At 45.5% G+C, this 22,192-nt stretch carries 24 protein-coding genes; 11 read left to right on the forward strand and 13 right to left on the reverse strand.

Features of this window, described 5'->3' with window-relative positions:
- Positions 1–22: 22 nt before the first annotated feature.
- The 4 genes from V5M37_RS27725 to V5M37_RS27740 all read right to left on the reverse strand — a co-directional run bounded on the left by V5M37_RS27725 (position 23) and on the right by V5M37_RS27740 (position 2,047).
- Positions 23–859 (reverse strand): YwmB family TATA-box binding protein, encoded by an 837-nt coding sequence (locus V5M37_RS27725; RefSeq protein WP_423800085.1) that lies wholly within the window; start codon positions 857–859, stop codon positions 23–25.
- Between the two features lie 202 nt (positions 860–1,061).
- Positions 1,062–1,295 (reverse strand): DUF1146 family protein, encoded by a 234-nt coding sequence (locus V5M37_RS27730; RefSeq protein ID WP_423800086.1) that lies wholly within the window; start codon positions 1,293–1,295, stop codon positions 1,062–1,064.
- A 167-nt stretch (positions 1,296–1,462) separates the two neighbouring features.
- Positions 1,463–1,642: a hypothetical protein gene (locus V5M37_RS27735; protein ID WP_241113944.1), complete on the reverse strand. Its 180-nt coding sequence runs from the start codon at positions 1,640–1,642 to the stop codon at positions 1,463–1,465.
- Positions 1,643–1,720: 78 nt separating this feature from the next.
- Positions 1,721–2,047: a general stress protein gene (locus V5M37_RS27740; protein WP_423800087.1), complete on the reverse strand. Its 327-nt coding sequence runs from the start codon at positions 2,045–2,047 to the stop codon at positions 1,721–1,723.
- A gap of 213 nt (positions 2,048–2,260) precedes the next feature.
- On the opposite strand from V5M37_RS27740, the gene V5M37_RS27745 reads away from it, so the two are divergent.
- Both V5M37_RS27745 and V5M37_RS27750 read left to right on the forward strand, forming a co-directional pair.
- The gene (locus tag V5M37_RS27745) at positions 2,261–2,578 is read left to right on the forward strand and encodes an IDEAL domain-containing protein (protein WP_423800088.1); all 318 of its coding nucleotides are present in this window, start codon (positions 2,261–2,263) and stop codon (positions 2,576–2,578) included.
- A gap of 130 nt (positions 2,579–2,708) precedes the next feature.
- Positions 2,709–2,963 (forward strand): GlsB/YeaQ/YmgE family stress response membrane protein, encoded by a 255-nt coding sequence (locus V5M37_RS27750; RefSeq protein WP_213148002.1) that lies wholly within the window; start codon positions 2,709–2,711, stop codon positions 2,961–2,963.
- Between the two features lie 51 nt (positions 2,964–3,014).
- Here the strand turns inward: V5M37_RS27750 and V5M37_RS27755 are convergent, their stop codons facing one another.
- Together V5M37_RS27755 and V5M37_RS27760 are read right to left on the reverse strand one after the other, a co-directional pair.
- Positions 3,015–3,914, reverse strand: coding sequence for a CheR family methyltransferase (locus tag V5M37_RS27755; protein WP_423800089.1), 900 nt, complete (start codon positions 3,912–3,914; stop codon positions 3,015–3,017).
- A complete protein-coding gene (locus V5M37_RS27760) occupies positions 3,907–6,657 on the reverse strand; it encodes a CHASE3 domain-containing protein (RefSeq protein WP_423800090.1) in 2,751 nt (916 codons plus the stop codon). The genes V5M37_RS27755 and V5M37_RS27760 overlap by 8 nt, the downstream gene beginning before the upstream one ends.
- A 180-nt stretch (positions 6,658–6,837) precedes the next feature.
- Here V5M37_RS27760 and V5M37_RS27765 point away from each other — a divergent pair, with 180 nt between their 5' ends.
- On the forward strand, positions 6,838–7,308 hold the full coding sequence (locus V5M37_RS27765; protein WP_423800091.1) for a Dps family protein: 471 nt from the start codon (positions 6,838–6,840) through the stop codon (positions 7,306–7,308).
- A gap of 271 nt (positions 7,309–7,579) precedes the next feature.
- Here the strand turns inward: V5M37_RS27765 and V5M37_RS27770 are convergent, their stop codons facing one another.
- The 5 genes from V5M37_RS27770 to V5M37_RS27790 all read right to left on the reverse strand — a co-directional run bounded on the left by V5M37_RS27770 (position 7,580) and on the right by V5M37_RS27790 (position 11,522).
- A complete protein-coding gene (locus V5M37_RS27770; RefSeq protein ID WP_423800092.1) occupies positions 7,580–8,713 on the reverse strand; it encodes a PP2C family protein-serine/threonine phosphatase in 1,134 nt (377 codons plus the stop codon).
- A 147-nt stretch (positions 8,714–8,860) separates the two neighbouring features.
- Entirely contained in the window at positions 8,861–9,652 is a 792-nt protein-coding gene (gene sigB, locus V5M37_RS27775; protein WP_423800093.1) for an RNA polymerase sigma factor SigB, read from the reverse strand.
- Positions 9,618–10,091, reverse strand: a complete 474-nt coding sequence (rsbW, locus tag V5M37_RS27780; protein WP_213147998.1) for an anti-sigma B factor RsbW — start codon at positions 10,089–10,091, stop codon at positions 9,618–9,620. The genes sigB and rsbW overlap by 35 nt, the downstream gene beginning before the upstream one ends.
- A gap of 12 nt (positions 10,092–10,103) precedes the next feature.
- Positions 10,104–10,415: an anti-sigma factor antagonist gene (locus V5M37_RS27785; protein ID WP_213147997.1), complete on the reverse strand. Its 312-nt coding sequence runs from the start codon at positions 10,413–10,415 to the stop codon at positions 10,104–10,106.
- A 180-nt stretch (positions 10,416–10,595) separates the two neighbouring features.
- Complete coding sequence (locus V5M37_RS27790; RefSeq protein WP_423800094.1) at positions 10,596–11,522, reverse strand: magnesium transporter CorA family protein; 927 nt, start codon at positions 11,520–11,522, stop codon at positions 10,596–10,598.
- A 125-nt stretch (positions 11,523–11,647) separates the two neighbouring features.
- On the opposite strand from V5M37_RS27790, the gene V5M37_RS27795 reads away from it, so the two are divergent.
- Both V5M37_RS27795 and V5M37_RS27800 read left to right on the forward strand, forming a co-directional pair.
- Positions 11,648–11,920 (forward strand): hypothetical protein, encoded by a 273-nt coding sequence (locus V5M37_RS27795; protein WP_423800095.1) that lies wholly within the window; start codon positions 11,648–11,650, stop codon positions 11,918–11,920.
- Between the two features lie 170 nt (positions 11,921–12,090).
- Positions 12,091–12,777 carry a hypothetical protein gene (locus tag V5M37_RS27800; protein WP_423800096.1) on the forward strand — a complete coding sequence of 229 codons (687 nt, stop codon included), beginning with the start codon at positions 12,091–12,093 and terminating at the stop codon, positions 12,775–12,777.
- 209 nt (positions 12,778–12,986) lie between these two features.
- On the opposite strand, the gene V5M37_RS27805 is transcribed toward V5M37_RS27800, so the two are convergent.
- Both V5M37_RS27805 and V5M37_RS27810 read right to left on the reverse strand, forming a co-directional pair.
- Positions 12,987–14,285, reverse strand: a complete 1,299-nt coding sequence (locus V5M37_RS27805) for a hemolysin family protein (protein ID WP_423800097.1) — start codon at positions 14,283–14,285, stop codon at positions 12,987–12,989.
- Between the two features lie 72 nt (positions 14,286–14,357).
- On the reverse strand, positions 14,358–15,860 hold the full coding sequence (locus V5M37_RS27810; protein ID WP_423800098.1) for a mechanosensitive ion channel: 1,503 nt from the start codon (positions 15,858–15,860) through the stop codon (positions 14,358–14,360).
- Between the two features lie 202 nt (positions 15,861–16,062).
- Here V5M37_RS27810 and V5M37_RS27815 point away from each other — a divergent pair, with 202 nt between their 5' ends.
- The 6 genes from V5M37_RS27815 to V5M37_RS27840 all read left to right on the forward strand — a co-directional run bounded on the left by V5M37_RS27815 (position 16,063) and on the right by V5M37_RS27840 (position 21,509).
- The gene (locus V5M37_RS27815; RefSeq protein WP_423800099.1) at positions 16,063–16,305 is read left to right on the forward strand and encodes a hypothetical protein; all 243 of its coding nucleotides are present in this window, start codon (positions 16,063–16,065) and stop codon (positions 16,303–16,305) included.
- 68 nt (positions 16,306–16,373) lie between these two features.
- Positions 16,374–16,544 carry a CsbD family protein gene (locus V5M37_RS27820; RefSeq protein WP_423800100.1) on the forward strand — a complete coding sequence of 57 codons (171 nt, stop codon included), beginning with the start codon at positions 16,374–16,376 and terminating at the stop codon, positions 16,542–16,544.
- Between the two features lie 48 nt (positions 16,545–16,592).
- Positions 16,593–17,396 (forward strand): general stress protein, encoded by an 804-nt coding sequence (locus V5M37_RS27825; protein WP_423800101.1) that lies wholly within the window; start codon positions 16,593–16,595, stop codon positions 17,394–17,396.
- Positions 17,397–17,682: 286 nt separating this feature from the next.
- Positions 17,683–18,780 (forward strand): GerAB/ArcD/ProY family transporter, encoded by a 1,098-nt coding sequence (locus V5M37_RS27830; protein WP_423800102.1) that lies wholly within the window; start codon positions 17,683–17,685, stop codon positions 18,778–18,780.
- 12 nt (positions 18,781–18,792) lie between these two features.
- A complete protein-coding gene (locus V5M37_RS27835) occupies positions 18,793–20,328 on the forward strand; it encodes a spore germination protein (protein WP_423800103.1) in 1,536 nt (511 codons plus the stop codon).
- A gap of 32 nt (positions 20,329–20,360) precedes the next feature.
- Positions 20,361–21,509: a Ger(x)C family spore germination protein gene (locus V5M37_RS27840; RefSeq protein WP_423800104.1), complete on the forward strand. Its 1,149-nt coding sequence runs from the start codon at positions 20,361–20,363 to the stop codon at positions 21,507–21,509.
- Positions 21,510–22,192: the final 683 nt, after the last annotated feature.

Raw genomic sequence — 22,192 nt, forward strand, 5'->3', positions numbered from 1 at the left:
CTCCGCGTCCATTTTCTCTATATTAATATTCAATCGTAATGATAGGGGTTCCTACTACAACCGTAGTCGGACCGCCCAATCCTTCGGAGCGTAAGCCAATTTGCAAATTCATGTTATTATTTTTCAAGTCAATATCGTCTGAGAACATCGGCGACATGGCCGAAACAGACATGAAATTCTCCTCTTTTAACGCCTCGATCTCTTTAGCTTGAAAGCCCGACATCAGTTCATTCGCCGTTTTTTCTAAAGCCTTATCAATCTTATCACTCACAACGCCTTTCATACAAGAAAAAACTGTTGGTTTACCACGAAATATGTCATTTAGCCTATTTCCAAATTGACCGCTCATGATAAAGGATTTAGAGGCCTCGTTCCACTCATTGCCCCTTACACTATATACTATATACGCAGTCGTAGGTTGTTTTGTGCGGGTTGCCAAGAATTGAAGCTTTTCCGTGTGGTGGTTAGATGCTGTGGATACTGCTGTCATTTCCCAAGTCTCGCTTGTTGTCCTCTCCGTCCAACGCCAGTCGGGAAACTTCTTCCGTAAAACATTCGCGTATTCCTTCACGTCAATACCAGCCGCCTGCTCCCTTGCATAAATAGACCAATCCTGAAGCATAATATCTTGGGCCTGAAAAACAGCTGCCATTTTTCCAAGATCCTTTTCTTCTTGGAAAAATACCTCCTGAACGCGCGTCTCGCCTTGTGTCTTAGATGCCAGTTTGCCGACGCTCGTTTCTCCCTTAAAAAATGATGCCAGACCGCCGTTTGCCTCAGTGGTTCGGTTCCCCATCACAACCAGAATAATACTAAAACATATAATCAGGCATATATAAGTGACTCTATTTCTGTTCATTCTCTCGTCTCCCCCTTACTACCATTGTTTCCAAGGAGGGAGAGAGCATACTTGGGAATTCTCGTCACTTTTAGACAAAATCCCGTTTTTTATCTATAGGTGGTAAAACGTCTGACAAGTTTCAGGTTATTTTTCCACATAAATTTGATTGTACTCAATCTATCACCATTTTGGAACCTTTAATTTTTTTCCAATTACTGTTTTATTGAAACATTAACGGGAGTTGTCTCGACCATTGCAGGTAATCAAGGAAAAAGTTACTAACAGATGATCCGATGAAGATTGCCAATAATATGTACAATAAACGTGCTTGAAATACATGGTTAGGCTTCAACAGTTTTTCCAGGCGAATCGCCTGCAGGGCCCACCAGGAAACCGCAATACACACCAAATGAGACAGAATGCTGACTAACGCAATTTGCCCAAAATCATCCATCTATTTCGCCTCCTTTTCACACAATCCCTATTCTACCATACCCTCCAACTTATTTCCTTTATTTAGGGGTTATTTAGAGAGGAGACTTTTGCCCATAATAAATTACCTGCCTAAGCACGATTGAACCGGTTAAACGTGTTTAGGCAGGTAATTTAAGGATGGCCAATTTACACCTCATTCCATATCTGCTGTAATCTTAGCGGTACATACACCCTTTCTCCATGAATTTCTCGATGAAGGATGGGCTCCTCGAAAAATTGCTCCAAGTGAAGCCTTGCCCGACTTTTGCGTCTTGCTCTGGTGCGTTCTCCCATTAATTTTTCAAATTTTATTGATGAAGTTTTCATAAAAGATTCTCCCTTCCCGATTTTTTTAGTGAGCCGTCGCCCTATTGATTAGGGCGGCAGCTCTTTTCCTTTAACCTCTTAAGCCGATTTTCCCGCAACGACGACGACTTTTCCTCGGTCCAATTCTTCTTCATAGCGCTCCGCCTCAAGCGGCGACATCCCTAATGACTCCAGCTTGGCGCGCAGTGCGTCTCCCCTTGTCCGAAATACGTTGGCAACTGACTCCAATACGCCTTGCTCCGCCACGCCAATATCCTTTATATCTAACGAATCACTTAAATCCTCAGACCGGTTTTTGTCATGTGCCAATAAATAAATTTCATTCTTTGAATAACCCTGCATGATTAAATCATCAATTTCCCTTTTCGCTTGCACACCATTTTCTACTACTTTAATTGTATTCATGTTCCATTCCTCCTCTTAACGTTGTACAGGTTATATAACCGCTCCGTTGAAAATTGAAACCTATTTTTTTCGGATTTTTTTGAAATGATGCATGGGGACGGTTCTAATGCATCACAAAGTGAGGCAAGAGAACCGTCCCCGTGCATCAAAATTTTTTGGAAGCAGGTTACTCCGATTCAAAGCATGGGTATATAGAAAGCGGAGGTGGTTTAGATGAAGAAATTATCATGTAGGTATTGTGGGAACAAGGAATTTTACGTTCTAAGTGTAAATGAGACGCTGTGCAAATGCGGGATGCGTTTAAAGAAGTTTAGTGATTATCACACTGAAAGGGACGCCAAGTGGGAGCAGCTTTTTCGAAAGGAACAAAAGCGCAAGGCCGAACTCATCTCAAAAATCAGCCTGTTAACCCGTGAAATAGACAGTTGCCTCGATAACCGGGATGAGTCGCGGTTTCAAGAACTGACGGAAGAATTAAAGACCTGTTGGCGAGCCCTACATATAGGAAGAAATCATTCCGAAAAAGTGTAAAAGAGGCATGGGGACGGTTCTCGTGCCTCACTTTGTAAGGCACGAGAACCGTCCCCATGTTTACTAAATGGTTTTATTTTCATTACAAACGGGTATTTAGTCTATATCTAATTGAAAGGGGAGATTATTTATGGGTTTTATTTGGTCATTAATTATTGGAGGCGTAATCGGCTGGCTGGCTGGACTGATTCTTGGGCGTGATGTACCGGGAGGCATTATTGGTAATATTATTGCCGGTTTTATCGGCGCTTGGCTTGGATCGTTTCTGTTAGGGAGCTGGGGACCGGTAATTGGCGGCTTCTACGTCTTTCCGGCCCTAATTGGCGCAGCTGCTCTGGTCTTTATCCTCAGTCTAATTCTAAGAAACGCCAAACATTCTCATTAAAATAGTAAGAAAAAAGAGACTGTCACCGCTGGACAGTCTCTTTTTTGCATTTCACCCTGCCCCATTACTTTTACGATAAATTCGTTCCTGGGCATTGAATTCTTCATAGTCCAAGCCTTTTGGCAAAAACAGCATCGACTCCTTGTTGCCAAGCCCGATAAAGCCTCCGCTCGCCAGACTGCCGTAAAAAAGTCGGTGGACCTGTTGCTGCAAGCTATTGTCAAAATAAATCATCACGTTCCGGCAGAGAATCACATGGAACTCATTGAAGGAACCATCCGTCACCAAATTATGCTGGGCAAAAATCAGGTTTTCGTCCAACAGCGGTTTAAAATAAGCATACTGATGGTCGGTCGTATAGTATTCCGAAAATGCCTGGCGCCCGCCCGCTTTCAGGTAATTTTTCGTATATTGCTGCATTTTTTTAAGCGGGAAGGCCCCTTTCTGGGCAGCCTGAAGCGCTTTTTCGTTCATATCAGTTGCGTAGATTTCCGTTTTTTTCGCAAGCCCCTCTTCATGCAGGAGGATAGCCATCGAATAAACCTCTTCCCCGGTTGCACAGCCGGCATGCCAAATCCGGATTTCAGGAAGCTCCCGCAAGAGCGGGACCACTTGCTCGCGAAACGCAGCAAAGAAGCTGGGGTCACGGTACATTTCCGTCATCCGGATTGACAGATCATTCAAAAGCCGCTCCAAAAAGCCCGGTTCGTGGAGGACTTTTTCCAACAAGGCAGTAATCGTCGGCAGGCGCTCTGCCTTCATTCGGTTTATAATCCTCCGCGTCAACGAGGCCCGGACATAACCGCGAAAATCGTAACCATACATTTGATAGAGCCCCTCGAGCAGCAAATTCAGCTCAACCTCCTGTACCTCCGTTAAGGCAAATGGTTCGGTCTCTGGTGATGGTGTATCACACGTATCGCTCGGCGATATGCTCGTTTTGTTACTCATCTGGATTCACCTGCTCTGTCAGCCAAACCCGCATCAATGAGAATAGCTGCTCTATATTCAATGGCTTCATGATATAATCGGACGCCCCCGCTTCCATGCACTTGTCGCGCTCACCCTTCATCGCCTTGGCCGTTAACGCAATGATTGGCAGACTGTGCAGACCGAGTTCACCGCGTATCACTTTCATCGCCTCGTAGCCGCCCATCACCGGCATCATAATATCCATAAAAATCAAGTCAAAATCATTATGGTCACGCAACATTTCGATGGCCTGTTTTCCGTTTTTCGCAACTTGTACAGTAATCCCCTTGCGCTCAAGCGCCGTGACCAGTGCGTAAATATTGCGGCCATCATCCTCAACAAGAAGGACTTTTTTTCCATGAAACAGCTCGTCATCGGTGCAGTGATCTGCCTCAATGATATCGGCGTCCTGAACGGGCTCTTCCGGAGGCAGCCCCCTCGGCATCTCGGCCTCACGGGTTGCCGCCACTTCCTCCAGTGCCGTGAACAACACCGGCTCCGGCTCCAGCTGGCTCGGAATATACAGGGTAAACGTACTTCCCTTCCCGACCTCGCTCTCGACCTCGATGACGCCGCCAAGCAGGCGGGTAAATTCCCGGCAAATCGATAAGCCAAGTCCGGTGCCGCCATATTGACGGTTCGTCGTCCCGTCCACCTGCTGAAACGCTTCAAAAATAATTTGCTGTTTATCATCCGGGATGCCGATTCCTGTATCGGCTACCGATATGGCCAGAACCGGACCGCCGCAACGCAGCTGCTCCGCTTTTTCCGGAGGCGATACGGCAATCTGGACGGTGACTGAACCCTGCTCCGTAAATTTAAACGCATTTGATAGCAGATTTTTTAAAATTTGCTGCAGGCGCTGGCCATCTGTCGAAATCACCGGTGGGACGTCTGCGTCTGTCTGCACCTCAAACGTCACATTCTTTTTCGCCGCAACCGGGTCAAACAGGCTCTTTAACGTTTGCGGCAGCTCGGTTACGTTGACCTCGTCTGTCAGGATTTCAATTTTCCCCGCCTCAATTTTTGATAAATCGAGGATATCATCAATAAGCCGTAATAAATCACCGCCAGCCGTGTTGACGACGCGGGCGTATTCCTCAATCTCGTCCTGGTCCATGCCGCCATTTTCCATCAGCATTTGTGACAGAATCAAAATACTGTTCAGCGGCGTCCTTAGTTCATGCGACATATTCGCTAAAAAGTCGGATTTGTACTGGGAGCTTTGCTGCAGCTGGAGTGAATACTCCTCGAGCTCATCCTTCGCTTTTTTCAGCTCAAGCGCACGCTCTTCGGCTAACCGATTCTGCTCCTCTAAATATTCGTTCGTGTGCTTCAACTGCTCCTGCTGCATTTGCAATTCCTCGGACTGGGCCTGCAACTCTTCGGATTGGGCCTGAAGTTCCTCCGTCATGACCTGCGACTCCGCAAGCAGCCGTTCAACCTCCATCCGTCCGAGTACGTTGGAAATCGAGGAGCCGAACTTGTCCTGCAGGAGATCGAGCAAGGTCAGGTGCTGCGATAGGAACGGCTGTAGTGACGCAAACTCGACAACAGCTTCGACCCGGCCCTCATATATAATCGGCGCCACCAATAGATTTCTTGGTGACGACGCCCCGAGGCCGCTGGTCACTTTCATGTGATCTTCCGGCAAACGATCAATTAGAAAAATTCGCTGGTCCAGCGCCGCTTGGCCGACGAGCCCTTCTCCAAAGCGGAAGCTGGCCTTAACGCTGGCCTCATCGGCGATGGCATAGCCTGCGACCTTAACGAAGTCGACCTCGCCGCCCTGTTCCCGGCGCAGATAGACAACGCCGTAACAGGCTTCAAATAGCGGTGCCAGCTTGTTAATGACCCGCTGCGCCAGCTCATTAATATCGGTAATTCCCTGATACAGCGTGGAAATATCTGTGAGACTTTTTTGCACCCATTGCTGTTTTTCGAGGCTGCCGAGCAGGCTGTTCATGGCCTCGGCAAGCTCCCGCGTCTCGTCTTTCGCTTTCACGCTGATCCGTGTCGTCAAGTCAACCTTCGAATCGGTGATGCTCTGGATTGTTTTTACGACTTGTTTTATCGTTTTGACAATCGAGTTTGACAAGAAAAGCGCCGTTAGGATGGTTAAGAAGGTTACAAAAATAATAATGCCATATAAGATGATTTTTAAATTGTTATTGTTCTGAAGGAGCTCATCTGTACGTTTTGACGTCATCTCCTTTTCTTTTTCCAAAAAGGAATCCATCTGGGTGCGGATTTGGTCGGTCACCTTTTTCCCAGTTTGTTCTTTAAAATTCTTGGCCAGTACTGCTTCGTTTCCTTCCTTTTTTTGATTAATGGTATATTCGCCAGTATTCATGATCCATTTTTCAATCACCGGCTTGATCTCTTCGAGGGTTTGCTGCTGACTGCTGTTATCGTCGAGCAAGGAATGGAGCTTGTTGTAGTTGTCTAGCCAGCTGCGATTCCCTTCGTGATACGGCTCGAGATACTCCTCCTGTCCGGTTAACGCGTAGCCGCGGATTCCAGTCTCCATATCGAGGACATTTTTTTGAATCTGATTTGCCAGGTCATGGACCTCAATGTCGTGCTGCGAAATGAATTTTATTTCATCTTGCAGTGCGGTCATCCGGTTCACTACAACGAGCAGGGACAGCACAAGGCAAATCAGGATTGCGAAATAGCCTGTGATAATTTTTGCATGAATGCTGTAATGGACGCCTTTCATTGCGTCACCCCCCTGTGTTTTTTTCTTAAAACTATCATATCGTTTCTATTACATTCGCCCAATGAGTCGCAGGTCCCGAGAGTCAGACGGGACGATAGACCCTTTTAAACATTTATTGTTTCATGCTCCTGATAGACGGGTAAATACTTAAGTATCACCATGAAATTGGAGGTTATCAGAATGGAAAATACTAGAATGAAAGCAAAGGATAAAAGCACACGATTAGCCAATACGATGAACAAGCAGGTGGCCAATTTCTCGGTCCTGTATATGAAATTGCATCATTACCACTGGTACGTAAAGGGAGAGAATTTCTTCACGCTGCATGTAAAATTTGAGGAATTGTACAACGAGGCTGCACTGCATGTCGACACCATCGCCGAGCGGATGCTGGCATTGGGCGCTGCACCGGCATCCACACTCGAAGAAACGTTAAAGCTTTCGTCGCTTGAGGAAGCACTTGGCGACGAATCCGCAAACGACATGGTTCAGACATTGGTTGATGATGTGAACACTATTTGCAGAGAGCTTAGCGAAGGCATCACGATGGCCGAGGAGCACGAAGACGAACCAACCGCCGACTTGTTCACGGAGATTCGAGCTTCGTTGGAGAAACATGGGTGGATGCTGAGGGCGTATTTGGCGTCGTGATGGGCGAACATCCCCTCACAATTCCTTGACTGGCGAAAAATAGACAACGTTGGCGAGTAAATCCTGGATTCTGGCGAGTAAATTCTAGATTTTGGCGAGTAAATCGGGAAAAGTGGCGAGTAAAACCAGAATTTTGGCGAGTAAAAAGATAAAGTTGGCGAGTAAATGAAAATAGGTAATCCACCTTTAATACCAGCCTTAAAAACTAGTTTTAACTGTCACATTGGGCAAGGGTGCCGGCTTATGGCCGGCACCCTGTCCTTCGTCCATCTTAATTCGCAGCAATCATCACCAGGCACAAGTCATCCTTCTGCTCCTTCAACGGCTCCGCGCCCGGGAGCAGCTGCTCGAGCAAGCGCTCCGGATTATCGGTCTGCTGCAAACCGCTAATTAGCTTTTCCCATGCATCCTCGTATTCCTCCTCCAGCCATTCCGACAACCCGTCGGTAAACAGCAGGATCCGAGCACTTTCCTTATAAGAAATCACACCCTTGGTTACCTCTATTTTTTCAAAAAAACCAATTGCAGAAGAACCTTGGTCAAGCTGCTGCACTTCCCCATCAATCAGCGCAAGCCCTGCCGGATGCCCCGCATTCACATACTCGATGGTCTGTTTTTCCGTATCCAGCACAAAATAAATCGCAGTGAAATAATAGTTTATCAGACTTTCAGGCATATGCAGCTGATTCATCCGTCGATTCAGCTCCTGCATCACGGCCTCCGGGTCGCCCATTCCTGTAATCGCGTCCTTTAATGCAGAATATATGTACATACAGACTAGTGACGAGGAAATTCCGTGCCCCATCATATCAAGCAAAATAACCCCATAGCGATGGGGGCTAATTTGGTACCAGGCGTACAGGTCGCCGGCCAGTTCAAAGGAAGGCCTATAAACGGCGGAAATCGTCACATCTTCGTTCTCAAGCGGACTACCAAGCACGCTGCGCTGGACCTGCTTGGCCAAATCCAGCTCGAATTGAATCCGCTTATCTCGTTCCTTGCGCAAATTCTTCTCATGCTTTAGCCGCAGCACGGAGCGAATTCGCGCCAGCAGTTCAACCTTATTGATGGGCTTCATGACATAATCGAGCGCTCCGGCATCCATTGCTTCGGCCATTTTATAGGAATCGCCCATAGCCGAGACAAAAATAATCGGCAGGTCGTGGAAACGCTCGTTGGCGAGAATCGTCCGGCATGCCTCGATTCCGTCGATTTCCGGCATCATCAAATCCATCAGAATTAAATCAACCGGAACGTCTTGCGGTCTATCCGCCTCCAGCTGCAAATAGTCATATACTTGCCGGGCTGATGTCAGCAGCACCAATTTATCGTAACCCGCCTTCTGCAGGATTTTTTCTATAATCATTAGGTTTGTGCGATTATCGTCGACAATTACAATATTCATAGCTGCTCCCCCCAATCTATTGATGCTTTTATCAGAGTGCATCGAGGTCCTTCCTGTCTCCCGGCGATTACCCTCATACTCTTTCGGAGAGGCTGCCCCTGGGGGCCGATCACGCGCCACCTTATTCAAGCGGCTAGGCCCTGTTCTTCACCGCGCCACCTCATCAGGTGCCTGACTCCCCAGTGCTCTCCGCAATTTTTCAAGCGCCTTCTTCTGCAGCCGGGAGACGTGCATTTGTGAGATTCCCAGAAATTCTCCGGTTTCCCGTTGGCTTTTGTTTTCGATAAACGTGCATTGGATGATCAGCTTTTCGCGCTCTGACAGTACTTGGAGCGCGTCTTCGAGCAGGAGCTTCTGGTCAACTTTTTCAAAGCCTTCATCGGGAGCACCGACAATATCCAATACGGTCACCGTGCTGCCGTCTGAGCCTGCTTCAATTGATTGATCGACTGAAGTAGCCTGATAGCTCTTGCCCATTTCCATCGCCTCTAGCACTTCCTCCTCGGAAATCTCCAGATAATCGGCAATTTCATGAACCTTCGGTGACCGCTGATACTGGTTGGTCAGCTCGTCCACCACCGTTTTGAGCTTCGGCCAAACATCCTTGACCCGCCGCGGCACATGCACACTCCAGGTTTTATCCCGTAAAAATCGCTTTATTTCCCCGATTACAGTCGGAATCAAAAACGACTCAAATGGCCGGCCAACGCTTGGGTCGAATCTTCTGATTGCCGATAACAGCCCAATCATCGCCACCTGCATGATATCCTCGTGAAAGCTTTTTCCCCTTGAGTATTTCTGTGCCAAACTTGCGACCAAAGCCGTGTAATGCTCGACTAAGATGTTCTGGGCTTTTGGACTTTCATTTTTCTGGAATTCGGCAATTAATGCTTCAATTTCTTCCTTAGTTCGTTTCATGGTTTGCGATGGCTGTGTCATGATTTTCACGCTCCCCGCCCAGATACTTCGCCATGAAGACCGTCACTCCGGAATTGTTCAACACTCGGACTTCATCCATCAGCGTTTCTATTAAAAATAGTCCTAACCCTCCCTCTGTCAATTGCTCCACAGTACTTGATTCGGTGTAAGGACCCAATTCATTTTTTGCCTGAATAAAATCAAAGCTCTTGCCGCTGTCGGCCACCGCCATTTCCAGCTTGTCCTCGTAAATGCCAAAGCCGACAATCACTTCTCCGCCCTCATCCTTGGTGTACGCATGCTGGACCGCATTTGTAACCGCCTCGCTCAAGGCAATTTTTAAATCCTCAATTTCCTCGTATGTATACCCCATCCGGCTGGCAATTCCCGATAACGTCAAACGCATGACACCCACATACTCCGGCTTGGCCGGAATTTTCATTTCAATATAATCCATCATATCGTTCTTCCCCTATCCTTTAATTTCCATTACATGACTCAATCCCGTGATTTGAAACAGCCGCTTCAGTCGCTCCGACATTTCAATCAGCCTGAGCTCGCCGCCATTATTTTTCAATTGCTTGAACAAACCGACAAACACGCCAAGCCCGGTACTGTCCAGATACGACACGTCCTTTAAATCGATGGTAATCACTTTATTTTTTCCATCCACAAGTGCCGCTAATTCCTCTCTAAGCTTTGGTGCCGTAAACGCATCAATTTCCCCTGACGCTTTAACTACCACTTCATTCTCATTTTGCTGCTTGTCTATCGTTAAATTCATCCATCCTCACCTCTACATGATTTATAGGGTATATACCCACGTTGTTTATATCTGAAACCTATTTTTTTGAAAAATTTTTTCTAGTATTATACCAAAATATGCTAAAGTCCCGAATCGAGCGGATGGCCTAGATAAATAGTGGGAGATCCGCACAAAAAAAACACGCTCAAAAGGCGTGTCTTATTTAAAAAATGATCCTCTCTTTTTCCCTTTCAACAAGTCACCGGTCCAGCCTTTCATCTTTAAATAGCCATATAATAAGGCAGTCGATACAATAATCAACACGAGCGATAGAATATAGCCAAAGCGCCACTCGAGCTCCGGCATGTGCTTGAAATTCATCCCCCATAACGCCCCGAAGGCCATCACTGGCGTAAAAATTGTTGTCATCACTGTCAATGTTTTCATAATTTCATTGCCGCGATGTGAGGAAATGACCTCCTCTAGGTTGATCATCGCATCGAGCTCGTGCTCATATTCGCCAAGCAGCGCCATCGCCCGCTCAATCCGTCTGCAGGTGCTCTTATATACCTCGCTGTTGCCATGAAGATTGATCTCTTCAATCGCCATCCGCAGTTCTTTGATTGGAATTAATACGTTCTTCGCCACTAATAATTCATGCCGGCGCGTGTAGAGCAGCTCGAGAATCTTCGTTTCATTTCGTTTTCGCACGCCCCAAATCAACGTTTTCAGCGCCACTTCAAATTTATCGATCTCCACGAGCAATCCATTGACAATTTCCCCGAGGAAAAATAAAAAGCCGTCCACGGCGTTTTCCGCGCTGCCCAGCTGCTGTTGTATTTCTTCCTGCTCATCCCCCGGCAATTCCAGACCAACCGTTACCAGCAGGTCCTTTTTTAAATAAAAATGAAAGATTTTAAAGTCCCATTCCTCACTAAAGTTTTGTTGATAAATCAATGATCCTTTCAATACCTTTTCTCCATTTTCAAGGCTGCCGACCTTGACATAGTTGGTTTGATTTTTACGGGCATGTTCAAGCCAGGCATCCGAAGCAGGATCTTGAGGAAGCGGCGGGTTGATATTCTCCAGCTCCATTTGGTGCAGCGATACCCATTTCCAATTCTGTTTGCCAAAGTAAGTCTCCAAACTACTCGCTCCCTTCTCAAAAACTCCTATTTTCTTTTTCTCCCCAAAAATTAGCCGCCCCAAACACGTTTCATCTGAGGGAGCTTGGGGTATGCATATAGAAAATCGAGAAGGAGGTTTTTAATATGAAACGGGTTGTAGGTATAGGATCGTTAGTGGCAGTAGGAGCTGGAGCCTCGGCGGCTGCGATGTGGCTATCAAATAAACCGAACCGCCTCAAAGCGGAAAGCTATCTAAGAGACATGAAGCGAAAAGTGATGCCGACAGTCTTTGAAAAAGCAGAACAACTCCCAATCCATAAAGGTGGCCACCCCCACCCGCATGACATCGAAGACAACAAAATGGTCGACGAAGGCGCCACCTACGCCGTCCAATTCTACAACGAAAAAATGCAATGATGCATGGGGACGGTTCTTCTGCCTCATTTTTGGGGAAGAACAGCGGAATCGTTCTCAAGTATCATCGAACTTTCATTAATAGCCGATTAAAACCAAATTCGAGGCTTATTAAAAAATGAGACAAGGGAAGCGCCCCTTGTCTCATTCTTCTGTCTTAACTGGAGGTGAGCATGATAGCTGTTTTCCTATTCATTTATTTCGTAATCATTTTAACCGTGATAGAAATATTTGTGATTTTGTTTCGTTTGACAGGTTTAAAGGTGGCGATATCGAGGTTTCAGGTGATTTCGATGATGACCGGCACGGGGTTTACCACTAAAGAATCGGAGTTAATCTCGGGGCATCCGATTCGCCGCAAGCTCGCTACGTTTCTCATTCTGTTTGGCGCTTTTTCCCTTGCAGTGATTATCTCTTCCATCAGCGAATTCCTTTCCAACGGACTGAGAACAAAGGAGATTCTTCTTAGTGCTGCGTCAGTCCTAATTGTTTTTAGCATCCTAAGGCAACGCCAAGTTCAAAAGCACTTATCCAATCTTTTTAATCGAAAAATGAAACAAAACATCGAGCTCGCTGATCTGCCGATAAGGGAAGTATTTTTAAAAAACCATCAAGACACGATGCTTTTTCTTACCATTTACCAAGATTCCCAGTTTGCGAACCGTACAATCCGGCAGGTCCTTCCTGACATCGATGCACTCGACCTTGAAGTCGTGTTCATCAAGCGAGGTGACATTGTCTTTCGAAAGAAGGTCTATGATAGTCCACTCCATGAAGCCGATCAAATTCTGCTATACGGCAATAAGCAGGTGATGTTCGAAACATTCCAGCCTGATATGGAGATTATGGAGAAACATTAGAGTTTACTGAACCTTAGACATTGTGTGCCCCGCTACTCCAAAAAGGCAACCATCGCAGGCAACCCGGATTAAAGACAATTCAGCTCAAATCCGGGCTGTTTTGTCTTTTAAAAGCCCTTTTAAAGACATTTCTCCCTCTATTCCACTCCATTTGTCTTTTAGAAGCACTCTAGCATTAAAAAGTGAAGCACGAGAACCGTCCCCATGCCTCACTTTTGAACATCCAGATACATTATGTGGGATCCGTTTGCTTCATTAATTTTGAAGAGCCAGCCTTGGGTTTCGAGGGTGGCGCCGGTTCCGAGTTGGGGTGCGTTGTGTTGGGTGAGGAACCAGCCGCCAATGGTGTGGACGTCTTCGGCGGCTAAACTTGTGTCGAGGAGGTGATTGACCACATCGATTGGAACTTTGGCATCTATTATATAGTGGTTTTCCGCTACCTGCTGAATGTCCGCGACTTCATCGGCATCAAATTCATCCCGCACCTCGCCGACAATTTCCTCGATGATGTCCTCTACCGTCACCAGCCCCGAGGTGCCGCCATATTCATCATGCAAAATCGCCATATGAATTCGTTCCATCTGCATTTTTACCAGCAGATCATGAATCGGGATCGTCTCTATCACCGTAATCACCGGCTGGATGTACGATTTAATTTTCCAATTTTCATAAAGACCTTTATTCATCAATCTCGCTGTTAAAAACCTTTTTACGTTCAGCACCCCGATTATATGGTCCTTATCGCCTTCGACAACGGGATAGCGGGTATACCCCTCCTCCTTCAACTTTTGGAGCACCTCCTGAACGGGCTCATCGACGGAGATGCAGCTCATATCCACCCGCGGTACCATAATTTCCTTGGCCGTCCGTTCATCAAATTCAAAAATATTGCTGACATATTGGTACTCATTCTGGTTAATCTCGCCCTGCTCCAAGCTTTCCGCCAGCAGCAGGCGCAACTCTTCCTCCGAGTGGGCCAGTTCCTGCTCCGTTGCCGGCTTAAAGCCAAACAAACCGACCAGCGCACGTGCCGAGCTATTCAATGCCCCAATAAATGGATGCATGATTTTATTGAACCAGATCATAGGCCGGGCGAACAGCAGTGTAATCGCCTCCGCTTTTTGGATTGCCACGGTCTTTGGCGCCAGTTCCCCGACTACAACATGCAGAAAGGTCACCAAAACGAAGGCTAGAACAAAGGCCAGAAAATGCGAAACAGATTCATTTAAATGCAAGACGCCGAACAACGGATGCAGCAATTTTTCAACGGTCGGCTCCCCTAACCACCCGAGCCCGAGCGCGGTAACAGTTATGCCGAGCTGACAGGCCGAGAGGTATTCATCGAGCTTAGTAACGACCTGCTTTGCCGGCACCGCCCCCTTCTTCCCGGCGAGCACTAATTCGTCAAGCCGCGACAGCCGCACCTTGACAATTGCAAACTCCACCGCCACAAAAAATCCTGTCAGGATAATCAAAACCGCGATTGTCACTAATTTAAAGATCAGCATTGACACTTCCCTCCTTTTTTTAAAAAATAACAATCCGAAATTGGCGTATCGATTCCGGATTGTAATCTTCCATTATTGGTTGTTTCCTCCTTGGTCCAGTTTGTTATCAAGCTTGCGTAAATATTTCGCTGCAAAGTCTTTACCGCCAAGACCAAATGACAGGCCGAACGCCAGGGCCAAGCCGCCTAAGAGGAGGATAAACGCAGCATTGACAATGGAATGAGCGACGCCAAGCTGGTCGAGCGCCATAAACACACTAACTGCGAAAATGGCATATTTAGCAACGACCGCTAGCGTACGGGCATAGCTTTTCTTAACCACATTTTTGACAATGCGCTCAGTCAGGTTCCCAACATACAGGCCAACCCCCAGAATCACCAGAGCGGCGAACAGCATAGGCAGGTAAGCCAGCACCGCCGACGCAAGGGTTACTAGGAAGTCCAAGCCAACCAATTGCAGTGCTTCCACAGTAAATAACAGGACAATCACGATTTTCACAAGCATACCCACAAGCTGGGACAAGCTGTACTTCGCTGACTCAGGACCAACAGCACCACCAATCCCCAATTGATGAAGCAAACCATCAAACCGCAAGCGCCACAGCATTTGCGCAACCAGCTTTTCGACCCACTTGCCAAGCCAGATTCCCGCCAATATCAAAACCACCGCGACCGCGATATTTGGAATCAATGCCACCACTTTTTCCAGCATCGCAATCGCCGGAGCCGATACTCCTTGTAGGTCCAACTTTTCCAGGGCGGTAATAATGGTGGGAATTAAGATTAAGATTAACGCAATATTTCCGACGATCCCAGCAAGGTCCAGGCTTCCCTTCATTCCGAACCGCTCGCCAAGCTTTTCACTGCCAATGCTTTTTAAAAAATTCGATAAAATATCACGGACCAATTTCCCCAGCAGCCAACCGATGAACACAATCAACGCCGCGGCAAACAGCTTCGGAATAAATGATAGGAAGGTTGTCAGAATTCCGGCGACCGGCTCTGATACCCCCTCGATTTGCAGGGCGCCGAGCACCCCTGGCAGGAACAGCAGCAGGACAAAATAGAACAGCGCTTTGGTGATTTTCGCCACTTTTTCGCGGCCATCGATTTCGGTTTTGGCCAGCTTCCATTTGGCTAACCTATCTGGCAAATGCAGCGCCGTCGCCCCTTTTTCAAATGCCTTGCGCAGGACGGTCGCGACAATCCAGGCAAACAATAGGATTAACGCCGCTTTTAATACGTTCGGAATCGCGCCGGTAATCGACGACAGCATATGAACCAGCGGAGACGCGATATAGCTTAAGTTCAACATATTAAAGAAGATAATCCAGACAAACACCAGTAATAGGTAGTAAACAATTTTTCCAATGATTTTTTCTGAAGAATACTTTCGACTTCCGTAGCCTGAAAAAAGCTTGTCATCGAAGCTTGTTTTCTTGAGGGCCGCTTCCGTCACTTTCCCCATTTTTTTGGCCACCAGCCAGCCTACTATTAATAGAAGTAGTGCGAGGATCAAGATTGGCAGCCGATCCGTGTATATGTACCACTCGGCCAACATGTCGTTTACGTTCATATTCATCTCTCCTTTTTGTTTGTCGTGCCTGATACGTATTTAACCCCTTTTGGAAAAATTGAAACCTCTTTTTCTAGCAGAAAAGTTTTTTCAAAAAAATGTTTCATCCTTTTTTTCGCTGGGAATATAGATGGTGCACGGCAAACGAACCGGGAGGCGTCAAGCTGATTTGGTTCGTTAAAAATTTTTGGGAGGGAATAGAATGATGTTGAATCGCAAGAATTTAGCTGTTGCCGGAATGGCTGCGTTATTGACATTTGGCGGGTTAGCCGGCTGCGGCGACGGTGTCGACCAGGATAATGGCCTTAGCGATGGCAAACAAAAGGATCAGATTGATAACGATACAAAAGCCAGCGCCAAAGGCACCATGCAAGAGGCAAAGGACAATATTAAAGAAGCCATGAAAGATGTCGAGCAGGAAATGAAGGAAAAAAGTCAAAATTAAAGTTTTTCTAAAAAAGGTTTCGCTGTAAACACAATAGGGTAACAAACAAATTAAAGGAGGTAAAAACAATGAATAAAGAAAAGATAAAAGGCAGTGTTGATCAGGTGAAAGGTGAACTAAAAGAACAATGGGGCCGTTTAACGGATGACGAGTCCAAGGTCGTAGAAGGTAAGGTCGACAAGGCGAAAGGAAAAGTAAAGGAAGGATACGGAGAAGTCAAGGACAAGCTGTCGGACTAATGTAAGCATGGCATCTAGTAATCTATTAAAAATAGAGGAGGAAATGAAATGGACAAGCATATGAAGAATGTGGTGGGTGTATATGACACGGAACAGGAAGCGATTAATGCGATTGATCGACTATTAGATCAAGGATACCACAAGAATGAAATCTCTATGATTGGAAAAAACGTTGAACAGGTTTCCGTAGACACAGGTACTGCGATAGAAGAAACGGCGGCGACCGGAGCGGCTGTCTGCGGTGTCCTTGGCGGAATACCAGGATTACTGGCAGGGGCTGGCGCACTAGCTATACCGGGAATTGGCCCGCTTGTCGCGGCTGGACCGATTGCGGCCGGGCTTATGGGAGCCATTACCGGGGCTGGTATTGGCGGTTTAACCGGAGCGTTTGTCGGAATGGGCATTCCCCACGAAGAGGCGGAGTCCTATGAAAAGTCAGTTAAAGAAGGAAAAATTATAGTATTGGTTGAAAAGCGCTGTGATAATCGAAATGACCGCAACTATTTACATGAGGATACCGAGCTTGATCACCCGCCATTAGTGGGCGTAGATGGGCGGAATCGCAAGGAAGACGGGGTTACTTCAGAGGTACCGCCGTTACCAGATTCTAGCTATCAATCTCGTGAATTCGGCTCAAGCATAAAGGAAGATGGAATCATGGGGAAGAGCCCCAGTGGAACGTCACTAAAAGAGGACCCCAGCACCCTTAAGACCGCAAACAACAGCTCAATGGCCCAGGACTATTCCGAAGTGAAGAAGCTTGGCCAGGAAATGGAACAACAACGTACAGAAGAAGAGCTCCGTGACGATCATCTTAAACCAGACCCGCTGCAATCAACTAAAAAAGCTTAAGATTCATTCACCCACTACCATCTACCATCCTAAAAAAGAGGCTTAGGCCTCTTTTTTGTGTGCATGAAGCATAGGGACGGTTCTCGTGCATCATTTCGCTGTTGAGACATGAGAACCGTCCCCGTACCCCATCCCGCGCCTCATTTTCACTGTTGATGCACGAGAACCGTCCCCGTGTCCCATTCACATGCCCATCTCCCCCATGCATAAGGAACCACAAAATGGAAAATAGTAAACATGCGTGAATTAATTTCCAAATGGGCTTTTCCTTTTAAGGGTGATAAGGATGAAAGTTGAAAAAATCAGTCAGCTCCAGCTTTTTTACTTGATGACTGGGTTTGTATTAGGGACTGCGATGATTTTAGGTCTTGGTCATGAAGCAAAACAGGATTCGTGGATTTTTATTCTGATCGGTATGTCTTCCAGCCTGATTTTAATGGCCGTCTATACTCAATTGGCTGCCTATTATCCCGGTGATTCACTGGCTCAGATGCTTCCTAAGCTGCTCGGGAAGTTTCTTTCCTATCCAATCATCCTGTTATATATTTTCCATTTTACCTATTCGGCTGCCAGAGGGAGCAGGGAATTAGGGGATTTGATTGACTCCACCATATTAAGTGAAACCCCGTTGGTTGTGATTATCGGAAGCTTTATGGCCCTGATGGTGTATTGTCTGCGGGGCGGAGTGGAAACGTTTGGCCGAATGGCCGAAGTCGTCTTTCCAATTTATATATTTTCTCTCATTCTGATTTGGATTCTTTTGTTTAGTGTCGACCAATTTAGTTTAAAAAACCTCACTCCCATACTTGGAAATGGCGTAACACCGGTTTTGAAAAAAGCAGTCCCTGCCGCAATCAACTTTCCATTCGGCGAAACCATTGTCGTCCTGTTGTTTTTCCCGCTTTTGACCAACAAGGGGCAGGTTCGAAAGATTGGCATGTCCTTCCTTCTTGTAGGAGGCATCCTGTTAACGATCAATTCCATTATGTTGCTTGCGATTTTGGGACCGGAAATTTACAACATCGACCTTTTTTCACTACTCGCTGCGACGCAGATGGTTTCCGTCGCCGATTTCCTCGAGCGATTTGATGCACTTGTTATTTTAATGATGGTATCTGGCGTATTTTTTAAGGTTGGTGGTTTCATATTAGCGGCTGCTATTGCCACTTCTCATTTATTCAAATTAAAACAAACCCGTTCTGTCGTGCTGGGACTTGGTACCATCATTGTCCCTTTATCGTCGATAACCGCGTCAAGCTATGTTGAACATTTAGAATTTGGATTTAAGTTTTATGTCCCATATGTCCATACCGTTTTGCAAATTATCTTGCCGATTCTGTTTTTATGTATTGCCTTCATTCGTAAAAAACTAGGGTCCAAATAGGTGGTGCCGCCTTTGAGATTTTTCAAGCGACAAAAAAAATTACCAGCTCTTCTTCAGGAGCAAAGTGAAAATAATCCATTATCAGGAAATCTCGATGAAGACCTTCATCGGTTTAAACAGCTTTTTGAAGGGGCTGCTGATTTTAGTTATCGAGAGCTGCAAATAGGTTCTAACTATTCAGCCGTTGTTTTATACCTGAATGGATTGGTTGATATGGAAAGAATGGAACTGAATGTCATCCAGCCTTTGATAAGCCGATACGAAGAACTGCTCCAGCATCCTAAGCCGGCCCTTGACCAATTTAAGGGCGTTCTGAATGCATCTCATGTGTTTCAGGTAGAAACGTTCCAAACAATCGTGGACCAACTTTTGGCAGGCGGCACCATTGTCTTAATTAATACGTTTAAAAAAGTGCTTGTTATCAGCGAACAGAAATGGGAGCAGCGCTCGGTTGATGAACCTGTTTCTGAAGCGGTTGTGTTGGGCCCGCGCGAAGGATTTACTGAAAATATCCGAACGAATACCAGCATGATTCGCAGACGTTTAAAAACAACGAAATTGAAATTGGAATATATGAAGTTAGGAAATCTCTCGCAAACGAATGTGGCCATCGTCTATCTTGAAGGAATCGCAGATGCCTCCATTGTGGAGGAGGTTCGCAGCCGATTAAACAGGATTGAGATTGATGCGATTGAGGACAGCAGTTATATTGTTGAGTTTATTGAGGATGAACCGTTCTCCGTGTTTCCCCAGGTTTTGCAAACGGAACGGCCCGACCGGCTTGCTGGCAACCTGTTGGAGGGAAGAATCGGCATTATTGCGGACAATAGCCCTTTTGCGCTGATTGTTCCGGTCACTTTTTTTCAAATGATGAACTCTCCGGAGGATTATTATGGAAGGTTTATCATGACAACGTTTATTCGACTAATACGATACTTATTTTTATTAATTGCCTTATTATTTCCCTCTATTTATATTGCGGTGACCACGTTTCACCAAGAATTGCTGCCTACCAATCTCTTGTTTAGTGTCGCGGCCTCAAGGGATAAGGTACCATTTCCTGCGGTTATAGAAGCATTATTGATGGAAATCACCTTCGAGGCACTGCGTGAGGCCGGGCTGCGATTGCCAAGACCCATTGGATCAACGGTCAGTATTGTCGGTGCATTGGTAATTGGCCAAGCTTCTGTAGAAGCGGGAATTGTTTCCGCTCCGTTAGTCATTGTTGTAGCCACGACCGGGATTGCATCTTTTATGTTTCCTAGTTATCCATTGACAGGGGCCATCCGGCTTCTTCGCTTTTTTTTAATTTTTATGGCTGGGACGCTTGGATTTTATGGAATTCTTCTCGGCGTTTTCTTTATCTTGGTTCACCTTGTGCAGCTTCGCTCGTTCGGTGTCCCCTATCTTTCACCGCTCGCACCGTTCCATTTTAATAATATGAAAGATATCATCATTCGCGTTCCATGGTGGAAAATGAATGAACGGCCGCATGAAACAGGAAAAAGCAATTTAAAGAGGATGAATTATAAACCTCGTAAATACTAGTTTGTTTTTTTAAAAAAAAGGCAGGGATACGAATGAACGTGATGAGGCTGTTTTTCCTATTGGTCATAACCGTATTTCTGACAGGCTGCTGGAACCGTATTGAAATTAATGATATTGCCATCGTGACGGCAATTGGAATAGACCTAGTGGAAGACGATAAGGTCCATCTCTCCCTTCAAGTAGCCATTCCATCGAAGTTGGGATCGACAACAGGAAGCGGCGGAGAAAGCGGCAAAGGTTCACTGGTCATTTCCGATACCGGTGTCACGATTTCTGAAGCATTCCGAAATATTCAAGGCAAGCTTCCAAGACGGATTTTCTTTTCCCAAAGCCGGGTTCTGTTAATTGGCGAGGATTATGCCAAAAAGGGCGTCACCCCGGTTATCAATTTCCATACAAGATACAATAAAACGCGGATCAACAGTTTTATTATGTTTACAAAAGGCGAAGCATCTAAAGTCATCAATAGCATGCCAAAGTTTGAGAATATTTCCGCCGAAGAAATAAAAGAACTGAACAAGCTGAACATTGGGCTGAAAGTTTATATACGAGATTTTCTCAATATGCTTCTTACAGATGGATTGGAGCCATACGCACCACTGTTTACATTAGAGGCATTGGAGGTAAAACCGAAAAATAAATCAGTGCACGTCCAAAGCATCAAGGGAACGGCCGTGTTTAAAGGGGACAAGCTAATCGGCTGGATGGATCAATTGGAAACCCGGGGTCTTTTATGGCTCAAGAATGAAATAGAATCAGGGATTGTTTCCATTAAAATACCGAAGGAGCAAGGCGGAGGAAATATCAGTATGGAAATCCTCAAAACAGATACAAAGTTGGAACCAAAACTAAAAAATGGTCATTTACAAATGAACCTAACCGTCTCCACTAGATTGAATTTAATAGAAAATGATTCGCAGTTGAATTTATTTGATACAAAAGTAATCAAGGATTTGCAAAACAAAGTGGATAAAGAAATTGACGGACGTATTCAAATGACGGTTGATAAGGTCCAAAAGGAGTATCAGTCGGACATTTTAGGATTCGGGCAAGCGGTCTACCGGAAATACCCGAAACAATGGAAAACCAGCTATCAAAAGAACTGGGATCAAGAATTTCCGAGATTGGCGGTCACCATCCATACGAATTCTATTATAAAAAGAATCGGTGTAACTAAATAATTCCAAAAGGGGACATGAACATGCTAAGGACCCTTATCATCGCCCTCGTTTTTTTCGTCATATTCATTTGGGAAACATCAGGGTTATTGAGAAAAAAAGAAATAAAAGAACTCATTATCTTTTCTTTTTTAACTTTGATTGGATTAGTATTATGTATCTTTGGTTTGATACGGGATTTAATTTGATTTGGATTGTGGTGATGGTGAAAAAGTGATTGTTTTACTTCAGATTAGTTACTTCTAAGATTACCTTTTTCCATTTACTCGTCACTTTACCTGGTTTACTCGCCGAAAATTATAATTTACTCGCCAACTTTTGCGGTTTACTCGCCCAAATCTAGATTTTACTGGCCAACCCTCATCTAGAGCGACTGAGCCATCCAAATCAGGTAACTTTTCAATTGACCTTTTTGGGGATATTTCCATTTATTTGGATATACTTTCCGATTTGGTGAGCTTACTTTCCAATTGAGGAGAAATACTTTCCACATACATAATTTTACTTACACTTTTAAGCTAAATACTTACCAGAATACCTGATTTACTTTCCAATCTTATTTTTCAGGGGGAATTCACCCCAGGCGGCGAGGCCTGACTCAGGTAGCATATGAAATCTTAATAATACCTTTTTAAAATTTACTCGCTGAATATGAGATTTTACTCGTCAAAAGATAGGATTTACTC

The sequence above is a fragment of the Neobacillus sp. SAB-20_R2A genome (assembly GCF_049568635.1).
GTDB lineage: Bacteria > Bacillota > Bacilli > Bacillales > Cytobacillaceae > Neobacillus > Neobacillus citreus.